The following is a 21,994-nucleotide window of genomic DNA, read 5'->3' as shown; positions in this document are numbered from 1 at the left end:
CCGTGCGGCTCGGGAACAGTGGCCTGGCGTCATGGCGCGTTCATCTTCGCACCGGGATCCGGGACCGGGCAGGCGGGTGCGCACTTCATGACAAGTCCTCATCCTGCCGGTGGCGCGACGGGTGTCGGTCGGCTGTGGCGCACGGCACAGAGGAGAGCGGGAACTCCGGGGCTGTGCCACCCGACTGCCTTCCCAGTCGGCGCATGCGTGCACCCTACGGGAAGGGGAGAACTCCGTGGCACCAGCTCAAGGGGCTCTGGATCCGGCCAAGTTGGAGGGGCCGGCGGCCCGGCGCCTGACGGCGCTGCTGACCAGTGCCATGGCGTTCTCGATGCTGCAGCTGTTCTTGCTGGGGGCGCTGGGACCACGCCTGGTCGACGACTTGGGCATCTCACCGACGGTGCTGGGGCTGACCACCACGATCGGCTTCGCGACGGCCGCCGTGCTGTCGCCCGTGGGCGGGCGGATCGTGGACCGGGTCGGTCCGCGCCGCTCGCTGGTGCTCCTGCTGCTGGTCTCCGCCCTCGCGCTCGGCCTGATCGGCGCCGCGCCGGGGACCGGTCTGCTGCTGGGTGCGGTCGCGTTGGGCGGCGTACCGCAGGCGCTGGCCAACCCGGCAACCAACAAGGCGGTGTTGGCCGCCGTCCCGCCGGCCCGGCGCGCAGAGGTGACCGGTCTGAAGCAGTCGGGGGTCCAGTGGGGCGCGTTCGCGGCCGGGCTGCCGCTGGCGGCCCTCGCGGGCGGCCTGGGCTGGCGGGCCGCCGTGTGGACGGCTTCCGGCGCGGCCCTGCTGGCGGCCGGCTGGGCGCTGCGGTCACTGCCGGACGACGCACCGCCACCTCCGTCCCCGCCCGGGGCCGCGCTCGTGCCCCGGGGCATGGTGGCCTGGCTGGCGGTGTTCTCGCTCTTCCTCGGCGCGGGCATCGCCTCGGTCAACACGTACGTCGCGCTCTACGGCACCGAGCGGCTGGGGATGGGTCCCACCGCTGCCGCCGCCCTGGTCGCCGTCCTCGGTGTGTCCGGGATCGCCGGCCGGGTGGGGTGGTCCAGGGCCGCCCGCCCGGGGCGGGCCGAACGGCTGCCCGGATGGCTCGCGTGCGGCGCTCTGGGGGCGGCCGTCCTGCTGGGGGCCGCGCGGGTGGCGGGTCCGCTGGTGTGGCTCGGCGTCGTGGCGGTGGGGGTGTTCGCCGTTTCCGGGAACGCCGTCTCCATGGTCCTGGTCATGCAGCGGGCCGCCGCCGGGCGGGCCGGCCAGGACTCCGCGCTGGTCGCGGCCGGGTTCTTCGCGGGATTCGCCGTGGGTCCGTCGCTGTTCGGGGCCTTCGCGGAGCGCGGCCGGTACGGGGTGGGCTGGCTGCTGGTGGCGGCGGAGTTCGCGGTGGCGGGCGCCGTGGCCTTCCTGTGGGCCCGTCGGGACCGTCGGGAGCGCGGCGCGTGAGTTCCCACGACTGGGCGCAGCAGGCGCTGGCGGCCGTGATGGACCGGGTGGCGCGGTCCCGGGCGGAGGTGGGGGACCGCTTCCCGCTGTACGCCGCCCCCGAGGACGGCGTCTGGACGACGACCGGGCGCGGCTCGTGGGCCGGTGGTTTCTGGGCCGGCCTGCTGTGGCTGAGGGCCCGCCACACCGGTGACGACGCCGACCGGCGTTCCGCCGCCGCATGCACCGCCCGCCTCGCACCGTGGGCGGACGCCGACACCGCGACCCGCGGCCTGATCCTCTGGTACGGGACGGCACTCGCCGACGGCGACGAAGCGGCTGCCGCCCTACGGGCCCGGGCGGCGCGGGCCTGCCTCGCCGCGCTCGACCCCGAACACGGCATGGTGCCCTGGGGCGGTGCGTTCGGCGGCCCTCGCATGCTGGCCCGCGTGGACGGCGTACCCGGCATGGTGCCCCTGCTGGCGACAGCCGGGCCGGCAGGCGTGGCGGGGGCGGCGGCGCACCTGCGCCGGCACCTCGACCTGTGCCTCGGTGAGGCGGGGGAGGAGCGGGCCCCCGCCTGGCGGTTCGACGGCGCGACCCGGGCCTGGCTGCCGTGCGAGGAACCACGGCCCGGGTGGAGCCGGGGTCGGGCGTGGCTGCTCCTCGCGACGGCCGACGCCCTCCTGCGGCCGCCGCTCGCCGCGCACCGCAGGGCGAGGCCGGCGGAAGCGGCCGAGCGGCTGCTGGCGCGGGACGGCGTCCTGGCGGGGCCGCTGATCCCGTCGGCCGGGGACGACGCCCCGGACGGGCCGCTCGACACCTCGGCAGCCGCGATCACGGCGGTCGCCCTGCTGAAACTCGCCCGTGTGCCGGGACCGTGGACCGCCGCGTGCGCGGACCGGGGCACGGCGATCCTGAGCCGGCTGGCCGGGGCGCATCTCACGCGCGACGGCGTCCGGGGTCCGGCCGGGATGCTGCTGGACGGCTGCTACGACGCCGCACAGGGTCTCGCCGTACGGCACGAGCTGGTCTGGGGGGACTTCTTCCTGGCCCTCGGCCTGGCGGCACTGGACGGCCTCGTCGACCTCACCCGGGTGTGACGGGCCCGGCGGCGTAGCCCCGTAGAACCCTCCTGGCCACGGACGTGATGTGCAGCTCGTCCGGACCGTCCAGGATCCGCGCCGCCCGCCCGCCGCGGAACAGGGCGGGAAGCGGGGTGTCCGGGCCCAGGCCGGCCGCGCCGTGGACCTGGATGGCGGAGTCGGCCACCTGCTGCAGCATCCGGGCGGCGGCCACCTTGGCCAGGCCGACCTCGGTACGGGCGTCCTGTCCGGCGGCGACCAGGGCCACCGCCTCGTGGACCAGGGGGCGGGTGGTGCGCAGCGCGAGCAGGGCGTCGAAGACGTGCTGCTGTACGAGCTGGTGGCCGGCGAGCGGGCCGCGGGAGCCGCGGTGGGTGGCGGCGCGTTCACACAGGAGGTCGAAGGCGCGCTGCGCCTGGCCGAGCCATCTCAGGCAGCGCAGGGTGCGGCCGAGGGCCAGCCGTTCGCCGGCGACGTCCAGTGCCCGGCCTTCACCGCCCACCAGGTGGTGGTCCGGCACCCGGACGTCGTCGAGTGCGATCTCGTACTGGCCCGTCGCACCGAGTACGGGCAGTTCGCGGACGATGCGGAAGCCGGGGGAGTCGGTGGGGACGAGGAGGAGCGAGAGCCCCTCGCGGTCGCCGGGTGCGCCGCTGGTCCGGGCCATGACGGTCACGAGATCGGCGCCGGCCGCGCCGGAGGTGAACCACTTGCGGCCGGCGATCCGCCAGGTGCCGTCCCTCTCCCGGCCGGCCCGGGTCGCGGTCAGGAAGGGGTCGGTGCCGGGTACGTCCGGCTCGGTCATGGCGTAGCAGGCGCGGATCCGGCCGGAGACCAGTGGTTCCAGGTATTTCTCGCGGACCTCGTTCGAGGCGTGCCGTCCCAGCATCGTCACGTCGAGCAGGGGGGCGGAGCCGAGGGCGGCTGGCCCGTGGTCGCTCGCGCCCTCCGCCTCGGCCAGCTGGGCGTACAGGGAGAAGGGCAGGCCTCCGCCGCCCAGTTCGGCGGGCAGGGGCAGGGCCCACAGGCCCTCCTTGCGGGCGCGGTCCTGCACCTCGGCCATGGCCGCCTCCGCCCGGGGGCCGCCCGCGTCGAGCACCGGTTCCCTCGGGATCATCAGCGTGCGGACGAACCGATCGATCCGCTCCCGCAATTCCTTGATCCGCGCCGTCGATGGGTGCGGCTCGTTCCTCGTCAGGCCTGAAACCGGCAACGCGCTCTCCCTGCTTCCCGGGAACTCCTGGGAACGTCTGTCCGACTGTCTGTCCGTGGAACTGGTCGGGTGCGCACGCTCCCGGGTTCCCGCGTTTGGCAACGACCTCGGTGACGGCACCGCCGCACCGGGAGAGGAGAGGCATGGCGCCCCCAGCAAGAACGCAGACGGTCAGGCCGCTCGACACCCTGCGCCTCGGCCCACTGGGCCTCGACACCTCGGGGCCCCCGCGGATCACGAGCGTCGTCGCAGACCACCTGCGGCTGCTCGGAGCTCAGGAGGACACGGCCGGACCCTGGGAAGGCTCCGGTGCCCTCACGCTCACCGGAGGCGGCTTCGAGCCCGCGCACGCGACGGTCACCTGGGGTGACGTGGAGAAGGGTCTGGTCGACGAGGCGACCGTACAAGCGGCCACGGGGGTCATGGCCGTACACGGCCGGCGCGACGGCAGCCCGCGGGGACTGGCCGCGGATTACGTCTCGACCGGCACCGGCGTGCTGGCCGTCCAGGGGCTGCTCGCCGGCTTGATCGGCCAGGCCCGCGGAGCCACCGCGTCGCCGGTCACCGTCGGCGCGGACCGGGCCGGGCTCCTCGCCGTCTCCCAGTACCTCGCGGCGGCCGGAGCGGACGAGGCCGAAGCCGCCGAACTCGCCCCCGGAGGACCGCCCTTCCCCTCCGCCGAAGGTGTCCTGTTCGAGCTGGAGACGCTCGACCCGAGTGCGTGGGCGGGGTTCTGGCGCCACCTCGACGCCCCTGCCGATGCGATACGGGCGGGCTGGCGGCCCTTCCAGTTCCGCTACGCCACCGCCTGCGCCCCCTTCCCGCAAGCCCTGCACGCCGTGACCCGGGCGAACCCGCTGGACCGGATCCGGCGGGCGGCCGAGCTGTCGGGAGCCGAGGTGTGCGTGCTGCGCACGCTGGCCGAGCGGTATGCGGAAGGCGACGGCGCGGCCCCGTGGTCGTTCCAGCCGTTCGACACGGCAGACCGGGGGAAGCCCGACGCGGCATCGCCGGCCGCCGTGTCCCCCGCCGACGGGCCGCTGGCCGGACTGACCGTGCTGGAGGCGGGCCGCCGCATACAGGCTCCGCTCGCCGCGCACCTGCTGGGCCTGCTGGGTGCCGAGGTCGTCCGGATCGAGCCGCCGGGCGGGGACCCGCTGCGCGGCATGCCCCCGGCCTGCTCGGGGATCTCCGCGCGCTGGCTCGCCCTCAACCGGGGCAAGAAGGCGGTGGAGATCGACATCAAGTCCGGGGCGGACCGCCGCCGGCTCGAGGAGATGGTGGCCGAAGCCGACGTCTTCCTCCACAACTGGGCGCCGGGGAAGGCCGCCGAGCTGGGCCTCGACTCCGATGACCTCGCGCGGCACCATCCCGCCCTCGTGTACGCGTACACCGGCGGATGGGCGGACCGGATCGAAGACGCCCCGATGGGCACCGACTTCATGGTCCAGGCCCGCACCGGCGTCGGCGAGGCCGTGCGCCCCGAAGGCGAGGCGCCCGCACCGTCCCTGATGACGCTCCTCGACGTCCTCGGCGGGCTGCACGGCGCCGAAGCCGTGCTCGCCGGACTGCTGCTGCGGGAGCGCACCGGACAGGGCGTGCGCGTGGACTCCTCGCTCCTCGGTGCGGCCGACACCCTCACCGCTCCCGCCCTGGCGCGGGTGGCCCGCGGGAAGAACCCCCGCCGCCCGGCCGGCTTCCGCCGACCGCTCCCCACCGGTGACGGCTGGATCGCCCCCGCCGACGACAGCGCCGCCGCTGCCGCCGCCCACGACCTCACCGGACTGTCCACCGGTGACGCCCTCGCCCTGCTGCGCCGCCGCGGCCTGGCCGCGACCGAGGTCACCACCGACCTCGCCGACCTGCACCACGACACCCGCTTCGCCGGCTCGATCAGCCGCGACGCGCACGGTGCCCCCGCCGTTCCCGCCCCCTGGAGCTTCGCGTGACCGTCGCCCTGCACGACCTGCTGCCCGCCGAACTCCGCCGCTCCTGGGTGGTCGACGGGACCTGCCCCGACCTCGACCTCTACAGCCTCTTCCGGGCCCGCCAGATCGCCGACCTGCACCACACCGCCGTCCTCGACGCCAAGGGCGCACTCTGTTACACCGCCCTGGACCGCAAGGTGCGATGTCTGGCCACCGGCCTCAGAGGCCTGGGCATACGCCCGGGCGACGTGGTCGGCGTGCAACTGCCCAACAACCGGAGCGCCGTCATCGCCGACCTGGCCCTCGCCGCCCTCGGCGCCGTCGCCCTGCCCTTCCCCGTCGGCCGCGGCACCCTGGAAGCCGAGTGCCTGCTCCGCCGGGCCGAAGCCGTCGCCGTCATCGCCGCGATCGAGCACCGCGAGTTCCACCACGCCGCCGACCTGCGGACGCTCTCCCGCGCACTGCCCGCCCTGCGGCACGTCATCGCCGTGGGCCCCGGCACCGCACCCGAGGGAACGGCGTCGTGGCCGGACCTCATGCGCTGCGACCCCACCGGCTTCGTCCCCGCCCGCCCGGACCCCGACAGCGCCGCCCGGATCCTGGTCTCCTCGGGCTCCGAGGCCGAACCGAAGATGATCGCCTACTCGCACAACGCGCTGGCCGGCGGACGCGGAAACTTCCTCGCCTCCCTCATCCCGGACGGGACCCCACCGCGCTGCCTCTTCCTCGTACCGCTCGCCTCCGCCTTCGGCTCCAACGGCACCGCCGTCACCCTGGCCCGCCATGGAGGCACCCTGGTCCTGCTCGACCACTTCTCACCGGAAACCGCGATCGCGGCGATGCGCGAGCACGAGCCGACCCACGTCCTCGGCGTGCCCACCATGGTCCGCATGATGCTCGAACGCCTCGACGCGACGGGCGAGACGCTGCCGGCCCCCACCGCCCTGGTCCTGGGCGGAGCTCCCCTCGACGAGGGCACCGCGGCGGCCGCCGCGAAGGCCTTCGGGTGCCCGGTGGTCAACCTCTACGGGTCCGCCGACGGCGTCAACTGCCACACGGGACTGACCAACACCGTGCCCCCGACGGATGCCTCGGGCGTCGTGGCCGGCCATCCCGACCCCCGGGTCGCCGAGATCCGCATCGCCGACCCGGAGACCCACGAACCGCTCCCCGACGGCCGCATCGGGGAGATCATCTCCCGGGGCCCCATGACGCCCCTGTGCTACGTGGGCGCCCCCGACCTGGACGCCCGCTACCGCACCCCCGACGGCTGGGTCCGCACCGGAGACCTCGGCTACCTCGACGCCGACAGCGTCCTGCACGTCGTCGGACGCCTCAAGGACATCGTCATCCGCGGCGGCGCCAACATCAGCCCCGCCGAGGTCGAGCGCGAACTCCGCTCCCACCCGCAGGTCCGGGACGTGGTGTGCGTGGGCTTCGCCGACCCCCTGATGGGCGAACGCCTGGCAGCCTGCGTCGTGCCCAGGGGAACCGGGCCGCTGACGCTCGGCTCCCTCACCGACCACCTGACGGCCCGGGGCCTGGACAGGCACAAACACCCCGAACGCCTCCTCGGCGTCCACGAGATCCCCCTGACGGCGGCCGGCAAGCCCGACCGGGCGGCACTGCGCGAACGGCTGACGGCCCCGGCGCCGCTCGCCCAGGCCGGATGACCGGCCACCCCACAGAACCGCCGCACCGACACACAGGAAGCAGGAACACCGCATGAACCGAAGGGGCTTACTCCGCGCGTCGGCCGCGATCGGCGCCGTCGGCGCCACAGGCCTCGCTGCCGGACCCGCCAGGGCACGGGACGGAAGCCCCCTGCGCGTCCACATCGTCATGTTCGACGGCGTCGAGGAACTCGACTTCGCCGCCCCGTACGAGGTCTTCTCCGCCGCCCGTCTCTTCACGGACCGGGCGGTGGAGGTCCGCTACGTCACCTCTTCACGACCGGGATCCGTCCAGGCGTCGTACGGCACCCGGGTCCGCGTCGACCACGGCTGGGCCCCGGACGAGGCGGACGTGATCGTCGTACCGGGGGGCGGCTACGCCCGCCGTGACGCCCCGGGCGTCTGGGCCGAGATCCGGCGCGGCACCCTCCCGGGCGCGCTGCGGGCGGCGCCCCGCCCGGGCCTGACCATCAGTGCCCTCTGCACCGGGGTCATGCTGCTGTCCGCCGCCGGACTGACCCGCGGACGGCCGTGCACCACCCATCACAAGGCACGCCCCGACCTCGAAGCCCAAGGTGGCGTGTTGAAGGGCGCGCGCGTCGTGGACGACGGCGACCTCGTCACCGCCGGGGGCATCACCTCGGGCCTGGAGCTCGCCCTGTGGCTCGTACGCCGCCACCTCGGCCCGGACACGGCCACGAACATCGAGACCATGCTCGAATACGAGGCGCGCGGGACGGTGTGGTCCCGCTAGGCACAGGGCGGGAAGGCGTGCAAGACGCCTTCCCGCCCCTCCCCGTCGAGCAGCGGCCACCGCATCGCGCGGCTGTGGCCGGTGCGGCCGGTGCTCAGGAGGTGCCCATGGCCTTCCTCAGTTCGGCCGCCGCGTCGCGGTACACCGGCAGCAGGTCCAGGTCCTCACCCGGGTAGTTGACGATCCTGACCTGCTTGGCGCCCGAGTCGGGCAGGACCGTCCCCGTCGACATGTGGGCGTTGTCCAGCACCAGGGACGGCTTCTTCGCGGAGAGCTCGGCGAGCTGCGCCGGGGTCACCGCCTCGGGCCCGTAGGTACCCACCGTGGTGGCGCCCGCGAGCTTCGCCGCCCAGCCCGTGAAGACCTGGGTGACGACGGAGGGGCTCCTGCCGCCGGGCCACGCGGCCTGGACGTCCTTGTTCAGCTTCGCGTACTCGATGTCGAACCCGGCCTTCCACCTGGCGGCCGCGTCCCGGGTGCCGAAGAGACCGCCCAGCCTGTCCACCTCGGCCTTCACCTTGTCCGGGTCGTTGTCGAGGTCGACCTCCACCAGCTTCGCCTTCGACCCGGCCGCCTCCTTGATCTTCGCGGCGTACGGCTCGAAGGGCGCGTACAGCACGAAGTCGGCCTTGGCCACGGCGGCGAGGTCCGAGGGCCTGGGGTCGTAATCGGGGGCGTGGTGGACGGACTGCGGCACGATGACCTTGACGTCCTCGGCTCCCGCGGCCTTGGCGAACCCGCCCTCCCAGGTGGTCGTCACGACCACCACGGGCTTGCCCCTCCCCGCGGCCGGAGCGCCCGCCTTCGCGGAGCCGTCGGCTGCCGGTCCGGGGTCGGTGCTGCTCCCGCAGCCGGTGACGAGGGCGAGTGCCGCGCTCAGTGCGAGGAGGGAAGTGATGCGGACGCGGGTGCGCGCCATGAGCTGATTCTCCGTTCGGGAAGGAAATGGACGGCGAGGACGACTGCCCCCGCCGTCAGGACGAGTACGGGGCCGGGCGGCCAGTCCAGCCACAGGGCCAGCAGGAACCCGGCCGCGTTGACGCTCACGCCGATACCGACCGCCCAGAGGGTGATCGACTTCAGCGAGCCGCCCAGGCGGCGCGCGGCGAGCGCGGGCAGCAGGGTCAGGGCATCGACGAGGAGGGCCCCGGTGAGCTTGATGGCCCCGGCGACGGCGATCGCGACGAGCACCAGCAGCGCCGTGGTCAGAGCCCGGACCGGAACGCCGGAGCACTGGGCGAGCTCCCGGTCGTAGAGGAGCAGACCGACGTCGCGCCGCCGCCACCAGAACAGGCCGGGTACGACCGCGGCCAGCACTGCGAGCACGACGAGGTCGGGCGTGCCGACGGAGAGGATCGACCCCCACAGCAGGGCGAAGGCCCCGGAGGCGTTGACCCCCGACACGGCGAGAAGCAGCAGGGCGGCGGCGATGGCGAGGCTCATCAGCAGGCCCATGGCCCCGGACAGCCCATCGGACGTCCGGGCGAGCGGAGCGACTCCGGCTCCCGCCAGGGCACAGGCGACGAGCGCGCACAGCATGGGGTCGAGGCCGGTCAGCAGTCCGACCGCGATGCCCAGCAGCGCGACGTGCATCATGGCGAACCGGACCGGCATGATGTCGAGCCCGACGATGACCACCCCGATGACGGGCAGGCCGACCGCAGCGAGCAGCAGCGCGAGCCCGGCCCGCTGGACGGGCAGCAGCTGGAGGAGGGCACCGAGGTCGGCGGTGGCGAGGGTCACCGGGGTCACCGGACCTCCCGCAGCCGGCCCGCGGCCATCTCCAGTACGCGGTCGCAGCGCTCCGCGAGGGCACGGTCGTGCGTGACGACGATCAGGGTGACCGGGAGCGAGGCGAGGACGTCCGCCGCCTCCGCCTGACCGTCGAAGTCGAGGGCGGCGGTGGGTTCGTCCGCCAGCAGCACCTGGGCGCCCGCCGCGACGCAGCCGATGGCTCGGGCGAGGTACATCCGCTGCAACTGTCCGCCGGACAAGGTGTGCAGCGGCCGGTCGACCAGAGCCCCGACCCCCAGCCGACCGGCGGCTTCCCCGGCGTCCTCGGGAGCGGCACTGCCGGCGAGCAACTCGGCGCCGAGGAGGGGGAAACGGCCGGCGGCCGGCTTCTGGGGGATCCAGGCACAGGCCCGGCGCCGCCAGGCCCACTCGGCGGGGGATCCGGTCTCCCGGCCGCCGACCGCGATCGATCCCGTCACCTGGCGGTGCAGGCCGAGGACGGCACGCAGCAACGTGGTCTTGCCGGAGCCGTTGGTCCCGGTCAGCGCCACGCGCTCACCGGCGGCGATCTCCAGGTTCACGTCGGAGACGGCTTCCACCCGGCCGTGCCGGCAGGCGACCGCCCTCATGCGTACGTCCAGCCCGCCCATCCCACGCCTTCCGTCGTTCCGAACCCTGTGGAGCGGCGGGCGTCCGCCGTCCACATCCCACTGGTCGGACGGCGAAGGGCCGCAGTTCCCGCGACCGACGACTTTCGTGACGGGCGCCCCCGAACGTGGTGCGCCCACGCCACCCCATGAGGAGGCGGGGCGACGTGCCGTCGGGTTCCCGGACTTCGCGACACTCGTCCGGCCCAAGCCCGAGCGCGGGCCTACTCGGCGGTCATGGCGCGGATCAGGTGGTCGACGACATCGGTGAGGTCGTCGCGGTCCCGGTGTGCGGCCCGTTGGCGGTCGGCGCCGCCGCCGGCGGCGCGGAGCGCCGCCCAGCCCGCCGTCACGGTCTCCAGGTCCCCGTGCCGCCGCAGCGACGGCCGGACGTCCGCCAGCAGGTCGTCCACGACGGCGGTCGCGGGGACGAGACGGTGACTGCGCAGATCGACGGCTTCGCCGGTCAGGCCGTCGCGGGCGGCCCGCCAGCAGGCGGCGCGCAGGACCTCGGCGGACGGCCGGAAGGCGGGCCGTCCGGCTTCCATGTCGGCCAGGGCGGTGTCGACCAGGGCCCTGACGATCGCCGCGAGCAGCACGGTGTCCTGCGCGCAGGCGCCGGCGTCGGCGACCCGGACCTCCAGGGTGGGTGCGTGGTGGGAAGGCCGGACGTCCCAGTACAGCCCGCCGCGGTCCAGGATGCCTCCGGTCGCGGTGAGAGCGGCGACCAGGCTCTCGAAGTGGGCCCGCGACTCGACGTACGGGGGCGGACCCGCGGCCGGCCAGCGGGCCCAGGCCATGGTGCGCCAGCTCGCGTAGCCGGTGTCCCGGCCCTGCCAGAAGGGGGAGTTGGCCGCCAGCGCGATCAGGGCCGGTAACCGGTGCCGCAGATGGTTGCCGGCCTGGAGGGCCGTTTCCGGGTCGGGGACGCCGATGTGGATGTGGCAGGCGCAGATGCTCTGCTCGTCGTCCAGGGCGCCGAACGCGGCGACGCTCCTGGCGTAGCGGAGGCCTTCGGTCATCGGGGGCGGGAGCGGATGCGGCAGGACCGGTGTGCCGCTGGAGATCACGCCCAGGCCGTGGCGCGCGGCGGCACGCACCACGGCCGCGCGCATCGAGCGCACCTGCTCGGCGAACAGGTCGAGCCGGGAGTGCGGGTCGGTGCGCACCTCGACCTGGTAGCCCGTGATCTCGGTGGTCACCCGGTCCCCGAGCTCGCCGGCGGCCTCCGCCACCACCTTCGGTGCCTCCGGCCGCAGCTCCCGTGTCACCGGGTCGACCAGGAGGTACTCCTCCTCCGCGCCGACCGTCAGCGGTCTCCTCTCCCACCCCGCCAGGGGCGATGTGACCGCCGGGGCGGTACCGGGGACCTCTGGGATCGCCTGCGGCGACGCGTCACGGGTCACATGCCCCATCGTGGCACGGACAGTGCCGCCGGGGGAGACGGCGTTCGGCCGGTTCGGACGCGGCCGCGCAACGTAGCCACCTGGGGGACTGATGCGGTACTCGCTGCCCGACCACGGCTGGTTCTGGGCCATCCCCTGCCCGATGGAATCCTCAGCGTCGGCCCGGTCGCACCCGCCGAGCGCCTGGTGAGGGACGCCAAGCGGATGGTCTCTCCGCTGTACGCGCCTGCCCTGGCCGTGTTGCCGCCGTGTCCCTCCTATCGTGACGCAGATGCGTGGCTCTCGTCGGGGCCATGGCCGGCGGGGAGGCGTCGGCGTATGGGACCTCGCGGATGGCTGCCAGGATGGCGGGACCCTCTGGTGGTGATGGTGGTGATGGTGTCGGCCGGACGGCCAGGAGAAGCGGCGATTCGGGAGGCTGGTGTGGAAGGCGGCCGGATCGGACTGGCCCAGGTGCTGGCCGCGGCGGAAACCGCCGCCCCGGTCGATTCCCTGGATGTGGTGGCACGTCATCTGCGCGACCGGTTCGGCGCCCGGTACGTGTCGTTCCTGTTCGTCGATGTCGTCGGCCGGCGTCTGCTGCGGGTCCACGACACGGCCACCCAGCAGCAGGAGGACCGGGCCGAGCAGGTGCCCCTGGCCGGCAGCAGCGCCTACGACGAGGTCCTGCGTGACCAGCGCCTGGTCCTGGCACCCGACGGCGAGCAGGGTCAGCGGGTCCTCGCGCCGGTCACCAACCGCGGCGACACCATCGGCGTCCTGGAACTCTTCCTCACCGGCGCCACACCGGACGTCCTGGCCCAGGTGCAGGAGGCCGCGCACGCGCTGGCCTACGTCATCGTCACCGACCGCCGTTTCACCGACCTCTACCACTGGGCCAACCGCACCACCAGGGTGAGCCTGTCCGCGGAAATCCAGCGCCAGCTCCTGCCGACCGCCTCGGCCTGCGAAGCACCCCAGTTCACCCTGGCCGGCGCCCTGGTCCCGGCGTCCGAGATCGCCGGCGACACGTATGACTACAGCCTCGACCAGTACACCCTGCACCTGTCGATCACCGACGCGATGGGCCACGACGTCAGCGCGTCCCTGATGGCCACCCTCCTCGTCAACGCCTCCCGCGGCGCCCGCCGCGCCGGAGAAGACCTCCCCGAACAGGCCCGCCAACTCCACCAGGCCCTCCTCGACCACGGCCGGGGCAGCATCGCCACCGGGCAGCTCCTGCGCATCGCCCTCGACGGCACCCGCGCCCAGCTCGTCAACGCGGGCCATCCGTGGCCGCTGCGGCTCCGCGACGGCGCCGTCACCGAACCGAGCCTGGCGGTGGACCTGCCCTTCGGCGTCGCCCAGCAGGGCACCTACCGGGTCCAGGACCTCGACCTGCAACCGGGTGACCGCCTCCTGCTCTACACCGACGGAATGCAGGAACGCGACGCCGAAACGGTCGACCTGCCCGGCCTCCTGCGCGAGACCGCCGCCGAGCACCCCCGCGAGGTGGTCCGCACGCTGGTCGGCGCGGTCACCGACGCCTACGGCGGACGTCCGCCCCGGGACGACGCCACCGTTCTGTGCCTGGACTGGCACGGGCCCCCACCGGCCGGCTTCCACGCCCAGGCTTGCCCCGAATCCATCGAACGGAAGATCCGACCGTCATGAACCTGCTCCAGCGTGCCACCGCCGTCGCCGGCGGCCTCGCCCTCGCCCTCGGCGGGACGGCGGCCCTCACCCCGACCGCGAGCGCGAGCGCGACGCCGCGAGGCTGCTACTACCACGTCCTGGAGCAGGTCCCGAGTGCCGACGTCCAGGTCGTGGACGACGCGTGTACGGCCGGCGCCTCGCACGAGGGTGGCGCCTTCCGGTCGTGTTACCGCATCCTGCGCAACGAACACGTCCCCGCGGCCGACGCCGCCAGCGCCTGCCGCCGCGCACCGCAGGACTGACTCCGCCGCCGGGCATCGGAGTGGCGCGCGGCGCCGTTGGCGGCGTGGCTCTCGTGACGTCCGCAGCCGCTGCCTAGGGTCGGCGGGAGCAGGCCGGCACGTCGGAGGGCTGCCGGCCGGTCACGGAACAGGTGGGTGAATCGTGGAACGCATCACGGTCAGGCCGTACGAAGACGAACCCCCGGCCCCCGCCGGCCGCATCCGGCGGCGGCTGATCCGGCGGCGCGCCGCCCTCGCCGGACTGCTGCTCCTGTGCGTGCTGCCCGCGCAGGTCGTGGACGCCGCCCAAGCGCACGACGGGCACCACCAGCACGGCGGCCAGAGGCTGTACGTGTCCGACTACGGCAACAACCGCGTGGTCGCCCTGCCCACCCACGGCGGGGGCCCGGGCGTACTCGTCCTCGACGGCCTGGTACGCCCCACGGGTCTCGCATGGGACCGGGCGGGCAGTCTCTACATCGCCGACACCGGAAACAACCGAGTGCTCAAGCTGTTGCCGGACGGGGGCGGGCAGAGCACCGTTCCCACCGACGGGCTCTCGCGCCCGCTGGGCCTCGCCGTCGACGCGTCCGGCAGCCTCTACATCGCCGACAGCTTCAACGACCGCGTCGTGAAGGTGCCGGCCGACGGCAGCGGCCAGACCACGGTCCCGGCCACCGGGCTGTTGCACCCCTGGGGACTGGCCCTGACACCCGGCGGGGACCTCTACATCTCCGACTTCGTCAACGACCGCGTCGTGAAAGTACCCGCCGACGGCAGCGGCCAGAGCACCGTCCCCGCCCAGGGACTCTCCCAGCCCACCGGGCTCGCCCTGAGCGACACCGGAGACCTGTACGTCTCCGACAGCGGGAACAACCGCGTGGTGAAGATCGCAGCCGCGACCGGTGCGCAGACCACCGTGCCCTTCACCGGCTTGAGCGACCCGCTCGGTCTGGCCCTCGACCACCGCGGCACCCTCTACGTGGCCGACGCCTTCAACAACCGCGTGCTCCGCCTCCGCCCGGACGGCACCCAGACCGTGCTGAACCCCGTCGGCCTCAACACCCCCACCGGCCTCGCCTTCCCGCCGCGCACCGGCACGGACGGGTAGCTCCGGGCCGCGCCGGCGCGCGTGGCACTCGATCGGAAGGAACGCCGTCCTGGCGTGGGACCCATGGAACCGGACTGGAACACCCTCCTCGCCGACCAGCTCGACTGGCACTGGCACCACCAGTTGCGGCCGCGGCTGGACGGCCTCACCGACGACGAGTTCTTCTGGGAACCCGTACCGGACTGCTGGTCCGTGCGGCCGCGCGGCAGCGGCACGGCCCCGGTGCAGGCTGGTTCCGGCGCCTTCACGATCGACTGGGCCCATCCGGAGCCGGTCTCCCCGCCGGTCACCACGATCGCCTGGCGCCTCGGCCACCTCCTCGTCGGGGTGCTGGGGGTTCGCGGCGCCTCGCACTTCGGCGGACCGGCCGTGGACTACATGACGTACGCGTACCCGGGCACCGCGGCAGAGGCGTTGGAGCAGCTCGACACCGCGTACGCGCGGTGGACCGCCGGAGTGCGCTCCATGGGCACGGAGGGGCTGGCGCGCCCCTGCGGCGAGGCGGAGGGCGCCTACGCGCAGGAGCCGATGGCGACGCTCGTCCTGCACATCAACCGCGAGGTGATCCACCACGGAGCGGAGATCGCCCTGCTCCGTGACCTATACGCCCACCGCGCGCCCTGAGACCGCGGACCAGCGGCAGCGTCCCGAAAAGAGGCGCCGACCGTACAACCATTGACCACGGTGAGCGATCAACACCTGTGCACACAGTCACGGCACAGGGGAGAATCGTGAAGCACCGCACCGCCATCGCAGCAGCACTGTCAGCGCTCGTCGTTGCCGCCGGCCTGACCGCCTGCGGCAGCGACAAGACCACCGACAAGCCCTCCGACAAGCCCTTGGCGAAGACACCGCCCGCTGCCGCACCGAGCGCTCCCGGCACGCCCGCGGCGGCCAGTGGCCCGTCGACCGGGAGCACGACGCCCCAAGGCAAGGGGATTCCGCCCAAGCCGGATGCGGCGACGCAGACGAAGTACCTCGCGGCCCTGACCGCCATCGATCCCGACATCGTCAACACCAAGCCCGACAAGGCAGTCGACCGGGGCCGCAACCAGTGCGAGTCCATCGCCAACTTCCCCAAGGACGACCAGAAGCAGATCGACCTCACCAACCAGAGGTTCACCTCGCCCAACCACCCGGACGGATTCGGGCCGGCCAAGGCGGCCAAGATCCGTGACGCGGTCCGTACGCACCTTTGCCCCACGTACTGAGTTCGCCGGTTCGCAGACCGTGGGCTGGAGCCGGTCAGGCGCGCGGTGTGAGTGCCGCCCGGCCGGCGGGGAGGGATCTTGAGGTGGTGGGCGGTTCATGGCAGGCTCATGCCGCATGATCGACGACTTCGCGAAGGACACCCTGCGCGGGCGGCTGCGGCGGGACCGCACGGCGCTGCTCTGGAAGCTCGACGGGCTGTCCGAGTACGACGCCCGCCGGCCTCTGACGGCGACCGGGACCAACCTCCTCGGCCTGGTCAAACACGTGGCCACCGTCGAGGCCAGGTACTTCGGCGAGGTCTTCGGCCGCCCGTCCCCGGAACCGCTGCCCCGGTGGCAGGACTCCGACGGCAGCGATCTGTGGGCGACCGAGGAGGAGACCCGGGACCAGATCGTCGGCTTCTACCGGCGTACGTGGGGACACGCGGACGCGACGATCCGCGAGCTTCCCCTCGACGCCCCCGGCCATGTGCCGTGGTGGCCGGAGCCGCATGCCGACACGAACCTGTTCGCCGTCATGGTCCACGTCCTCGGCGAGTGCGTCCGGCACACCGGGCAGGCCGACATCCTCCGCGAAGGCCTCGACGGCCGGACCGGGCTGCGCGCCGAACACGAGAAGCCGATCGACGCGGGGGCCCGTGCGGCCCACTTCGCGAAGATCGAGCGGGCCGCCGGATCGGCGGCCGGTCGGGGCGTGCCCGATGCGGAGCCGTTCACGGCCTGACGAACCGGGGCTGACCGGTCCGTTTCAGACGGCGCGGAGTTTCGAGGCGTGGCCGAAGCCGAGGGCCGCTGTGAAGGGGTGGGTCAAGGTGGTGGGGGCCGATTCCAGGGGGAAGAGGGGGAGGACGTCGTCGGGGCTGGCCCTGGCGCGCAGGAGCCTGGTCCGGTAGAACGCCGCCGTCCAGCGGCCGTCCTCGGAGTGCCAGGTGTCGGCGAGGCCGGGGAGGGCACTGGCCTTGTGGGGGAGTGCGGAGAGGGCGGCGAACCGCCGGGCCGGCGGGGTGTCACCCATCGTGTGGTCGCAGTGGTACAGGCGCAGCCGGCGGTCGTTCCCGCCGGCGAACCACTGGAGGAGCTGCCGTTCGTAGTCGGCGGCCTTGATGCCCGTGGCTTCCGTCTTCAGCTCCAGGTCGAGGTCCCACCATTCGCGCCAGACCGCGTCGAACGCCGCCGCGTCCCCGCCGAAGAGGTGGCGTGGGAAGTGCTCGGGGAGCGAGATCTCCCTGCGGGTGAGGAGCGGGAAGAGGCCCGTGATCGCGCTGCTGAACCCGGAGACCGTGACGTTGCCCAGGGCCGGCGGGGGCGTGGCCACCGGACTGCTGCGGCGCGCGGCGGGCAGCGGGGGCAGCGAGCCGACCGGCGCGGTGCTGCCCTGCCAGCGGCTGAAATCGGTGCCCGAACCGCCGTAGCCGAAGCGGTGCAGGAAGCGTACGACCTCCAGCAGGAGGCGGTGCATCCCCTCCTGGGAGTTGAACGGCTGCCAGGCGAACCTCTCGTTGTCCTTGCCCGGGGGCAGGGCGGGCAGGATCGGGACGACGACCACCGCAGGGCGGCCCGAGACGTGCTGCGCCTGGACCAGATTGAGGTCCCGCAGCAGGTGCCGGTAGCCCACGACGACGTACGGCTGGTCGGCCGTGGTGTCCCTCTTGACGCTGTACGGGTAGTGGGTGCGGAAGGGGTAGGCGGAGACCGGGTAACCGTGCGTCTCGGTGGAGGGCGTGAAGTAGCAGACGACGTCCATGCAGTCGGACGGGACCGCAGACGGGCCCGCAGACGGGGGCCGCTTCGGGGCCCAGACGGCGACCAGGAAGCGCGGCTGCGGCGGCCGCGCGTCGGCGTCGCCGCCGTACTCCAGCCAGAGGAAGCCCCCGGTGTCCGTCAGCGCCACCACCTGGTCGGTGGTGCGCAGCCGGTCCCAGCCGTCCTGCTCGGCGCGGGCCGGCGCCGCGTCGGTGAGCGTGCGGACGGTCGCCTTCTCCAGCCACAGGGGCGTGGCGGGCGGGCCCGGCGTGTTCAGCACCGCGTACCTCCTCGGCTGGCCGGCCGTCTCCCGGAAGAAGACTCCCGGCTGGTCGCCCCGCGCCTTGGTCCCCGTGTACGGCGGCGGGGTCACCGGCGACTGGCGGACGCGGCCCAGTTCCATCGTGAGGAGGAGCTCGTCCCCGTCACGGGTCACCACGGCGCCCCGGTTGTCCCAGTACACCGGCGCGCCGGGGCTGCGCGTGAGGGTGACCGACTCCGGCGCGTAGTCGGGGTGGGCGACGTCGAGGTCGATACGGCTCCACTCCTCCGCCGGGACCGCCCGGGTGACGGGGCGGTCCAGCGGGACGGTGACGAGCTGGGTCACCGGCCCCGCCGCGTCCGTCCACGTCAGCGTCACCTCGGCGACGGTCCCGGCTTGCGGCGGCCGGCCGAGGACGTCGGTCACGGCGAGGGTGAGGAGGGTCGTCGCCATCTCAGAGCTGCATCCCGGTCTTCGGGTCGTAGCGGACCTCGGTGGCGACGATCTGATCGGTCGGCATGACCTCGATCCACTGGTCGAAGACCTGGAAGGGTTCGGCGCCGTCCGCCTCGAACCCGTCGCCGAGCGGATCGAAGCCCCGCTCGTAGACCTTGTCGGTGGGCAGGTAGTTCACGGGCGTGCCGTCCGGAAGACGGTCGCTGATCTTCACCCGTGACTTCTGCCAGTCCCCGCCGACCACGACGGCCAGGTAGCGGACGGCGTCGTGGACGGTCAGCGCCTCGGCCGGCAGGTCGCGGTAGCGGGCGGTGAGCGCCGGGTCCTTCCAGGCGTACCGCTTGAGCACCAGCAGCATGCGGCCGCGCTCGCCCGGCACCGACTCGGCGTACAGCGCGTCGAGCCCGTCGGTGCCCTCGACGCCCGCGTTCGTCAGCCAGTGCAGCGCCTCGAACTCGTGCCCCTGGCGGATCGGGACGACGGCCTTGACCCAGGGGGCGTTGAGGAAGGCGTTGCGCAGGTTGTCGCCGTCGAGCTGGAGCAGCCAGCCCAGGGAACTCCCCAGCCGGGCGGGCCGGGAGTCGGCGGTGATGTAGTAGTCCTCGCCGGTGTTGCTGGTGCCGCCCCAGCCGACGACGGTGCTCTTCTCGAACTCCTTCTCCGTGGTCCCCGAGCCGTCGAAGCCCAGGTTCTCCTTCACGGCCAGCTTGTTGGGCACCCACCACTCGGGGGCCACGAAGTACAGCATGCGGTCGACGTCGAAGAATGTCTGGACCAGCTCGGCCATGATGTGCTGGGTCTGGCTGCTGATGCCGGACAGGCCCTTCCCCTTGAAGAGCTGGCGGACCAGGCTGCGGTAGACGACGATCTGCTCCTCCTCCCGCAGATCCTCGAAGCGGCGGGGGCTGATGCCCGCGGCGAGCTTGACCCGTTCCTGGGCGGCCTTGAAGAACGCCTCCTTCGCCAGCCGTTCCTTCTCCTGGTCGACCTCCTTCAGGCGCTCGGCGTTCACCTTGTTCACCTGTTCCACATAGGCCGAGGTGGGACCGTAGTTGACGGTGAAGCGGTAGGGGAACATCTCGCCGTCGTCCCCGCTGTGCCCGACGATCCGCAGCCTCAGCCGGCTGCTGCCCTCCGCGAACTGACTGACCCGCAGATCGGCGACGTTGCTGCTCAGCCACTGCACGTTGGTGTGGCTCTTGTACTCGTACCCGTACTTCGGATAGAGCAGCAGGTCCGCCAGCGCATCGTCGAAGTAGTCGTCGTCCGGCCCCTTGTACGTGCCTTCGACGGTCTCCTGGTACTGCTCGGGCATCGGTACGAGCTGGGCGGGCTGGACCTGCCCCTGCGGGGGCTGCGCGACGTGGACCAGCTCGGCGACCCCGAGTTCGTCGCCCGGCCGGTCGATGTAGGTCTGCCAGCACAGCTGGGTGCCGATCTCCTGGACCTGGACCCCCACCTGGCGCATCTTGCGCCGCAGTTCGTAGTTGACGAGCTTGTCGGTGGTGTTCTGCAGCAGGTACCGCTTGCTGGAGGTGTCGGTGGTCTCCACGACCGTCTTGAACGTCGACCTGAAGCTGCGCTTGATCTCCGTGGACAGCTTGATCGTCTGCTGGCGCAGCTGCTTGTGGGTCTGCTCCTTGGCGGTCTTGCGCGCGTCCGCCGAGTCGTAGCTCGTCCGGGCGGTGGCCTGGGTGTTGAAGACCCCCAGCTTGCCGCTGGTCCTCGCCTCCAGGCTCACCCCGAACTTGCTGCTGCTCTGGTTCTCCTCGCTGACCGACGCCGACAGCTCGTCCTCGGAGCGGCTCTCCTGCTCGCTGCGCTGGGTGACCTCCTCCGAGGCCTCGGTGGTCCGCTCGGTGAGGGTACGGCGCGTGGAGACCTCGATCAGCTCGACCGCGGAGCCGGGGCTGAGCCAGATGTGCTGGACCGGGGGGCCGAGGAACGAGTCGAACTCGAAGAAGTACTGGCGGAAGAGGTGGACGACACCGAGCGGGGACAACGACGCCTCGGGCAGGCCGGCGGTGGTGGCGGCCGGGCCGACCCGCGCTCCCGGGGACACGGGCGGTCCGCCGCCGAGCAGTGCGGCCAGGGCGTCGACCTCCGGCACGTCCACCCGGTGGCCGCCCGTCGCGAACATCGCGTGCAGGACGTCGTAGCGGCCGGCGGCCTGGAGGTTCTTCAACGCTCCCGCGACCCGGGACTCCTGGGCGGCGGCCAGGGCCGTGGAGTCGGCGGCGGCGGTCGCGGTGGCCGCCGCCCGCCGGCCGTCGGAGGTGGTGGCGTGGACGATGACCCCGCCCTGGGCGATCTTCTCCTCCGCGATGCGCAGCAGAGCGGCGAGCCCGTCGGGCCCCGGCCCCACGAGACGGTCCCAGACGGCCGGATCGGCGAGGTCCGCCGTCTTGATCCGGGCCAGCAGCGCCCGGGTGACCAGCGAGTCGAGGGTGGCGGGCACGGCGGAGGCGACCGAGGGCACCGGGGCGCCCGGGTCGATCGCCACGGCGGGCGAGGCGGCCGCGGCGGAGGCCGGGGTCACGGTATAGGAGGGGCGCATGTTATCGGTGAGCGCCGCCGCGAGCGAGCGGCGCATGGCCGGGCCCGTGGTGCCGAACCGCTCGGCGAGCCGCGCCGAGCGCCACCCGAGCAGCGGCTGGTAGACGCCGTACAGCTCGGAGGCGTACGGCAGTGAGCCCTGGAACTTCGCGAAGTTGACCTTCATCTGCTGACTCCCGCCTCCCCGACGCGGCCGGCCCGACCGCCCGTTCCCAGGCTCCCGGCCCGGGGGGTCCACGCCCAGACCAGGCCTACGGATCCCCGGCTCAAACCACCTGGCCGAGTGATGGGGCGGCATGCAGAAACGATGGGGCGGGGGGCGTCGGCGCCGCCGTGGGCCGCCACCCGTTCGGCGTAGCATTCCGGCGCCCGCGGCCCGGCGGCTGGTTAGCCTCGGAGCGCGAGGGGGGATTCCTGCCCAGCCCCAGACGGGAGCCACCGTGAAGTCCATCCTGCGCACCCTTGCCTCCGCCACCCTCACCGCGACGCTGCTGGCGGGCGGCGCCGCGACCGCGTACGCCGCCGCCTCGCCTTCCCCGAAGGCGAGCACGAGCACGAGCGCCGAACAGGCGGGCCTGACCATCACCGTGGACAAGAAGGAAGTGAAGGCCGGGGAGAAGGTCCACGTCACAGGCCGCAGCAAGGGCCTGAAAATAGGGAGCAAGGTGGTCCTCCAGCACAAGAAGAACGGCAAGTGGACCACGCTCAAGGCCGACACCGTCGTCAAGAACGGCAGCAGCTACGCCCTGGACGCCAAGCTGAACACCAAGGGCCTGGAGGAACTCCGGGTGCAGTCGGGTGACGTCTCCTCGTCCGGAGTCACCGTCACGGTCCGCTGACACAAAGCCGTCCTGCCACGCCGCCCCCTCACTCCCGACGGCC

19 protein-coding genes are annotated in these 21,994 nt (G+C 73.3%); 12 read left to right on the top strand and 7 right to left on the bottom strand.

Annotated elements, in window-relative coordinates; genetic code table 11:
- Window positions 1-235 precede the first annotated feature (235 nt).
- Window positions 236-1,438 (top strand): MFS transporter, encoded by a 1,203-nt coding sequence (locus ACZ5NJ_RS30130; protein WP_468768902.1) that lies wholly within the window; start codon window positions 236-238, stop codon window positions 1,436-1,438.
- The gene (locus ACZ5NJ_RS30125; RefSeq protein ID WP_468768901.1) at window positions 1,435-2,520 is read left to right on the top strand and encodes a sugar ABC transporter permease; all 1,086 of its coding nucleotides are present in this window, start codon (window positions 1,435-1,437) and stop codon (window positions 2,518-2,520) included. The genes ACZ5NJ_RS30130 and ACZ5NJ_RS30125 overlap by 4 nt, the downstream gene beginning before the upstream one ends.
- On the opposite strand, the gene ACZ5NJ_RS30120 is transcribed toward ACZ5NJ_RS30125, so the two are convergent.
- A complete protein-coding gene (locus ACZ5NJ_RS30120; protein WP_468768899.1) occupies window positions 2,507-3,715 on the bottom strand; it encodes an acyl-CoA dehydrogenase family protein in 1,209 nt (402 codons plus the stop codon). The two genes, ACZ5NJ_RS30125 and ACZ5NJ_RS30120, sit on opposite strands and share 14 nt — an antisense overlap.
- A 143-nt stretch (window positions 3,716-3,858) precedes the next feature.
- Here ACZ5NJ_RS30120 and ACZ5NJ_RS30115 point away from each other — a divergent pair, with 143 nt between their 5' ends.
- From ACZ5NJ_RS30115 to ACZ5NJ_RS30105, 3 genes are read left to right on the top strand one after another with little or no spacing between them, the layout of a single operon-like run.
- On the top strand, window positions 3,859-5,664 hold the full coding sequence (locus tag ACZ5NJ_RS30115; RefSeq protein WP_468768898.1) for a CoA transferase: 1,806 nt from the start codon (window positions 3,859-3,861) through the stop codon (window positions 5,662-5,664).
- Complete coding sequence (locus ACZ5NJ_RS30110) at window positions 5,661-7,316, top strand: class I adenylate-forming enzyme family protein (protein WP_468768897.1); 1,656 nt, start codon at window positions 5,661-5,663, stop codon at window positions 7,314-7,316. Before ACZ5NJ_RS30115 ends, ACZ5NJ_RS30110 begins: the two co-directional genes overlap by 4 nt.
- Before the next feature lie 52 nt (window positions 7,317-7,368).
- Window positions 7,369-8,070: a DJ-1/PfpI family protein gene (locus ACZ5NJ_RS30105; protein ID WP_468768895.1), complete on the top strand. Its 702-nt coding sequence runs from the start codon at window positions 7,369-7,371 to the stop codon at window positions 8,068-8,070.
- A gap of 94 nt (window positions 8,071-8,164) precedes the next feature.
- On the opposite strand, the gene ACZ5NJ_RS30100 is transcribed toward ACZ5NJ_RS30105, so the two are convergent.
- The 4 genes from ACZ5NJ_RS30100 to ACZ5NJ_RS30085 form a co-directional block, all read right to left on the bottom strand.
- Window positions 8,165-8,989 (bottom strand): metal ABC transporter solute-binding protein, Zn/Mn family, encoded by an 825-nt coding sequence (locus tag ACZ5NJ_RS30100; protein WP_468768894.1) that lies wholly within the window; start codon window positions 8,987-8,989, stop codon window positions 8,165-8,167.
- Entirely contained in the window at window positions 8,947-9,822 is an 876-nt protein-coding gene (locus ACZ5NJ_RS30095; RefSeq protein ID WP_468768892.1) for a metal ABC transporter permease, read from the bottom strand. The genes ACZ5NJ_RS30100 and ACZ5NJ_RS30095 overlap by 43 nt, the downstream gene beginning before the upstream one ends.
- On the bottom strand, window positions 9,819-10,454 hold the full coding sequence (locus ACZ5NJ_RS30090) for a metal ABC transporter ATP-binding protein (RefSeq protein WP_468768890.1): 636 nt from the start codon (window positions 10,452-10,454) through the stop codon (window positions 9,819-9,821). Before ACZ5NJ_RS30090 ends, ACZ5NJ_RS30095 begins: the two co-directional genes overlap by 4 nt.
- Window positions 10,455-10,675: 221 nt before the next feature.
- Window positions 10,676-11,857: a carboxylate-amine ligase gene (locus ACZ5NJ_RS30085; protein ID WP_468768889.1), complete on the bottom strand. Its 1,182-nt coding sequence runs from the start codon at window positions 11,855-11,857 to the stop codon at window positions 10,676-10,678.
- Window positions 11,858-12,280: 423 nt separating this feature from the next.
- On the opposite strand from ACZ5NJ_RS30085, the gene ACZ5NJ_RS30080 reads away from it, so the two are divergent.
- From ACZ5NJ_RS30080 to ACZ5NJ_RS30055, 6 genes are all read left to right on the top strand, one after another.
- Window positions 12,281-13,510 (top strand): PP2C family protein-serine/threonine phosphatase, encoded by a 1,230-nt coding sequence (locus ACZ5NJ_RS30080; protein ID WP_468768887.1) that lies wholly within the window; start codon window positions 12,281-12,283, stop codon window positions 13,508-13,510.
- Window positions 13,507-13,794 (top strand): hypothetical protein, encoded by a 288-nt coding sequence (locus ACZ5NJ_RS30075; RefSeq protein WP_468768886.1) that lies wholly within the window; start codon window positions 13,507-13,509, stop codon window positions 13,792-13,794. The genes ACZ5NJ_RS30080 and ACZ5NJ_RS30075 overlap by 4 nt, the downstream gene beginning before the upstream one ends.
- Before the next feature lie 142 nt (window positions 13,795-13,936).
- A complete protein-coding gene (locus ACZ5NJ_RS30070) occupies window positions 13,937-14,884 on the top strand; it encodes a virginiamycin B lyase family protein (RefSeq protein WP_468768885.1) in 948 nt (315 codons plus the stop codon).
- A gap of 63 nt (window positions 14,885-14,947) precedes the next feature.
- Window positions 14,948-15,508 carry a DinB family protein gene (locus ACZ5NJ_RS30065; protein WP_468769002.1) on the top strand — a complete coding sequence of 187 codons (561 nt, stop codon included), beginning with the start codon at window positions 14,948-14,950 and terminating at the stop codon, window positions 15,506-15,508.
- 107 nt (window positions 15,509-15,615) lie between these two features.
- The gene (locus tag ACZ5NJ_RS30060) at window positions 15,616-16,095 is read left to right on the top strand and encodes a hypothetical protein (RefSeq protein ID WP_468768884.1); all 480 of its coding nucleotides are present in this window, start codon (window positions 15,616-15,618) and stop codon (window positions 16,093-16,095) included.
- Between the two features lie 115 nt (window positions 16,096-16,210).
- Window positions 16,211-16,819, top strand: a complete 609-nt coding sequence (locus ACZ5NJ_RS30055) for a DinB family protein (protein ID WP_468768883.1) — start codon at window positions 16,211-16,213, stop codon at window positions 16,817-16,819.
- A 24-nt stretch (window positions 16,820-16,843) separates the two neighbouring features.
- Here the strand turns inward: ACZ5NJ_RS30055 and ACZ5NJ_RS30050 are convergent, their stop codons facing one another.
- Both ACZ5NJ_RS30050 and ACZ5NJ_RS30045 read right to left on the bottom strand, forming a co-directional pair.
- The gene (locus tag ACZ5NJ_RS30050) at window positions 16,844-18,553 is read right to left on the bottom strand and encodes a hypothetical protein (protein ID WP_468768882.1); all 1,710 of its coding nucleotides are present in this window, start codon (window positions 18,551-18,553) and stop codon (window positions 16,844-16,846) included.
- Between the two features lies 1 nt (window position 18,554).
- Entirely contained in the window at window positions 18,555-21,278 is a 2,724-nt protein-coding gene (locus ACZ5NJ_RS30045) for a hypothetical protein (RefSeq protein WP_468768880.1), read from the bottom strand.
- A gap of 274 nt (window positions 21,279-21,552) precedes the next feature.
- Between ACZ5NJ_RS30045 and ACZ5NJ_RS30040 the strand changes: the two genes are divergently transcribed.
- Window positions 21,553-21,951, top strand: a complete 399-nt coding sequence (locus tag ACZ5NJ_RS30040; RefSeq protein WP_468768879.1) for a hypothetical protein — start codon at window positions 21,553-21,555, stop codon at window positions 21,949-21,951.
- Window positions 21,952-21,994 lie beyond the last annotated feature (43 nt).

Source organism: Streptomyces sp. NPDC032091, assembly GCF_055580265.1.
This window is presented reverse-complemented; position numbering and strand designations above follow the sequence as displayed.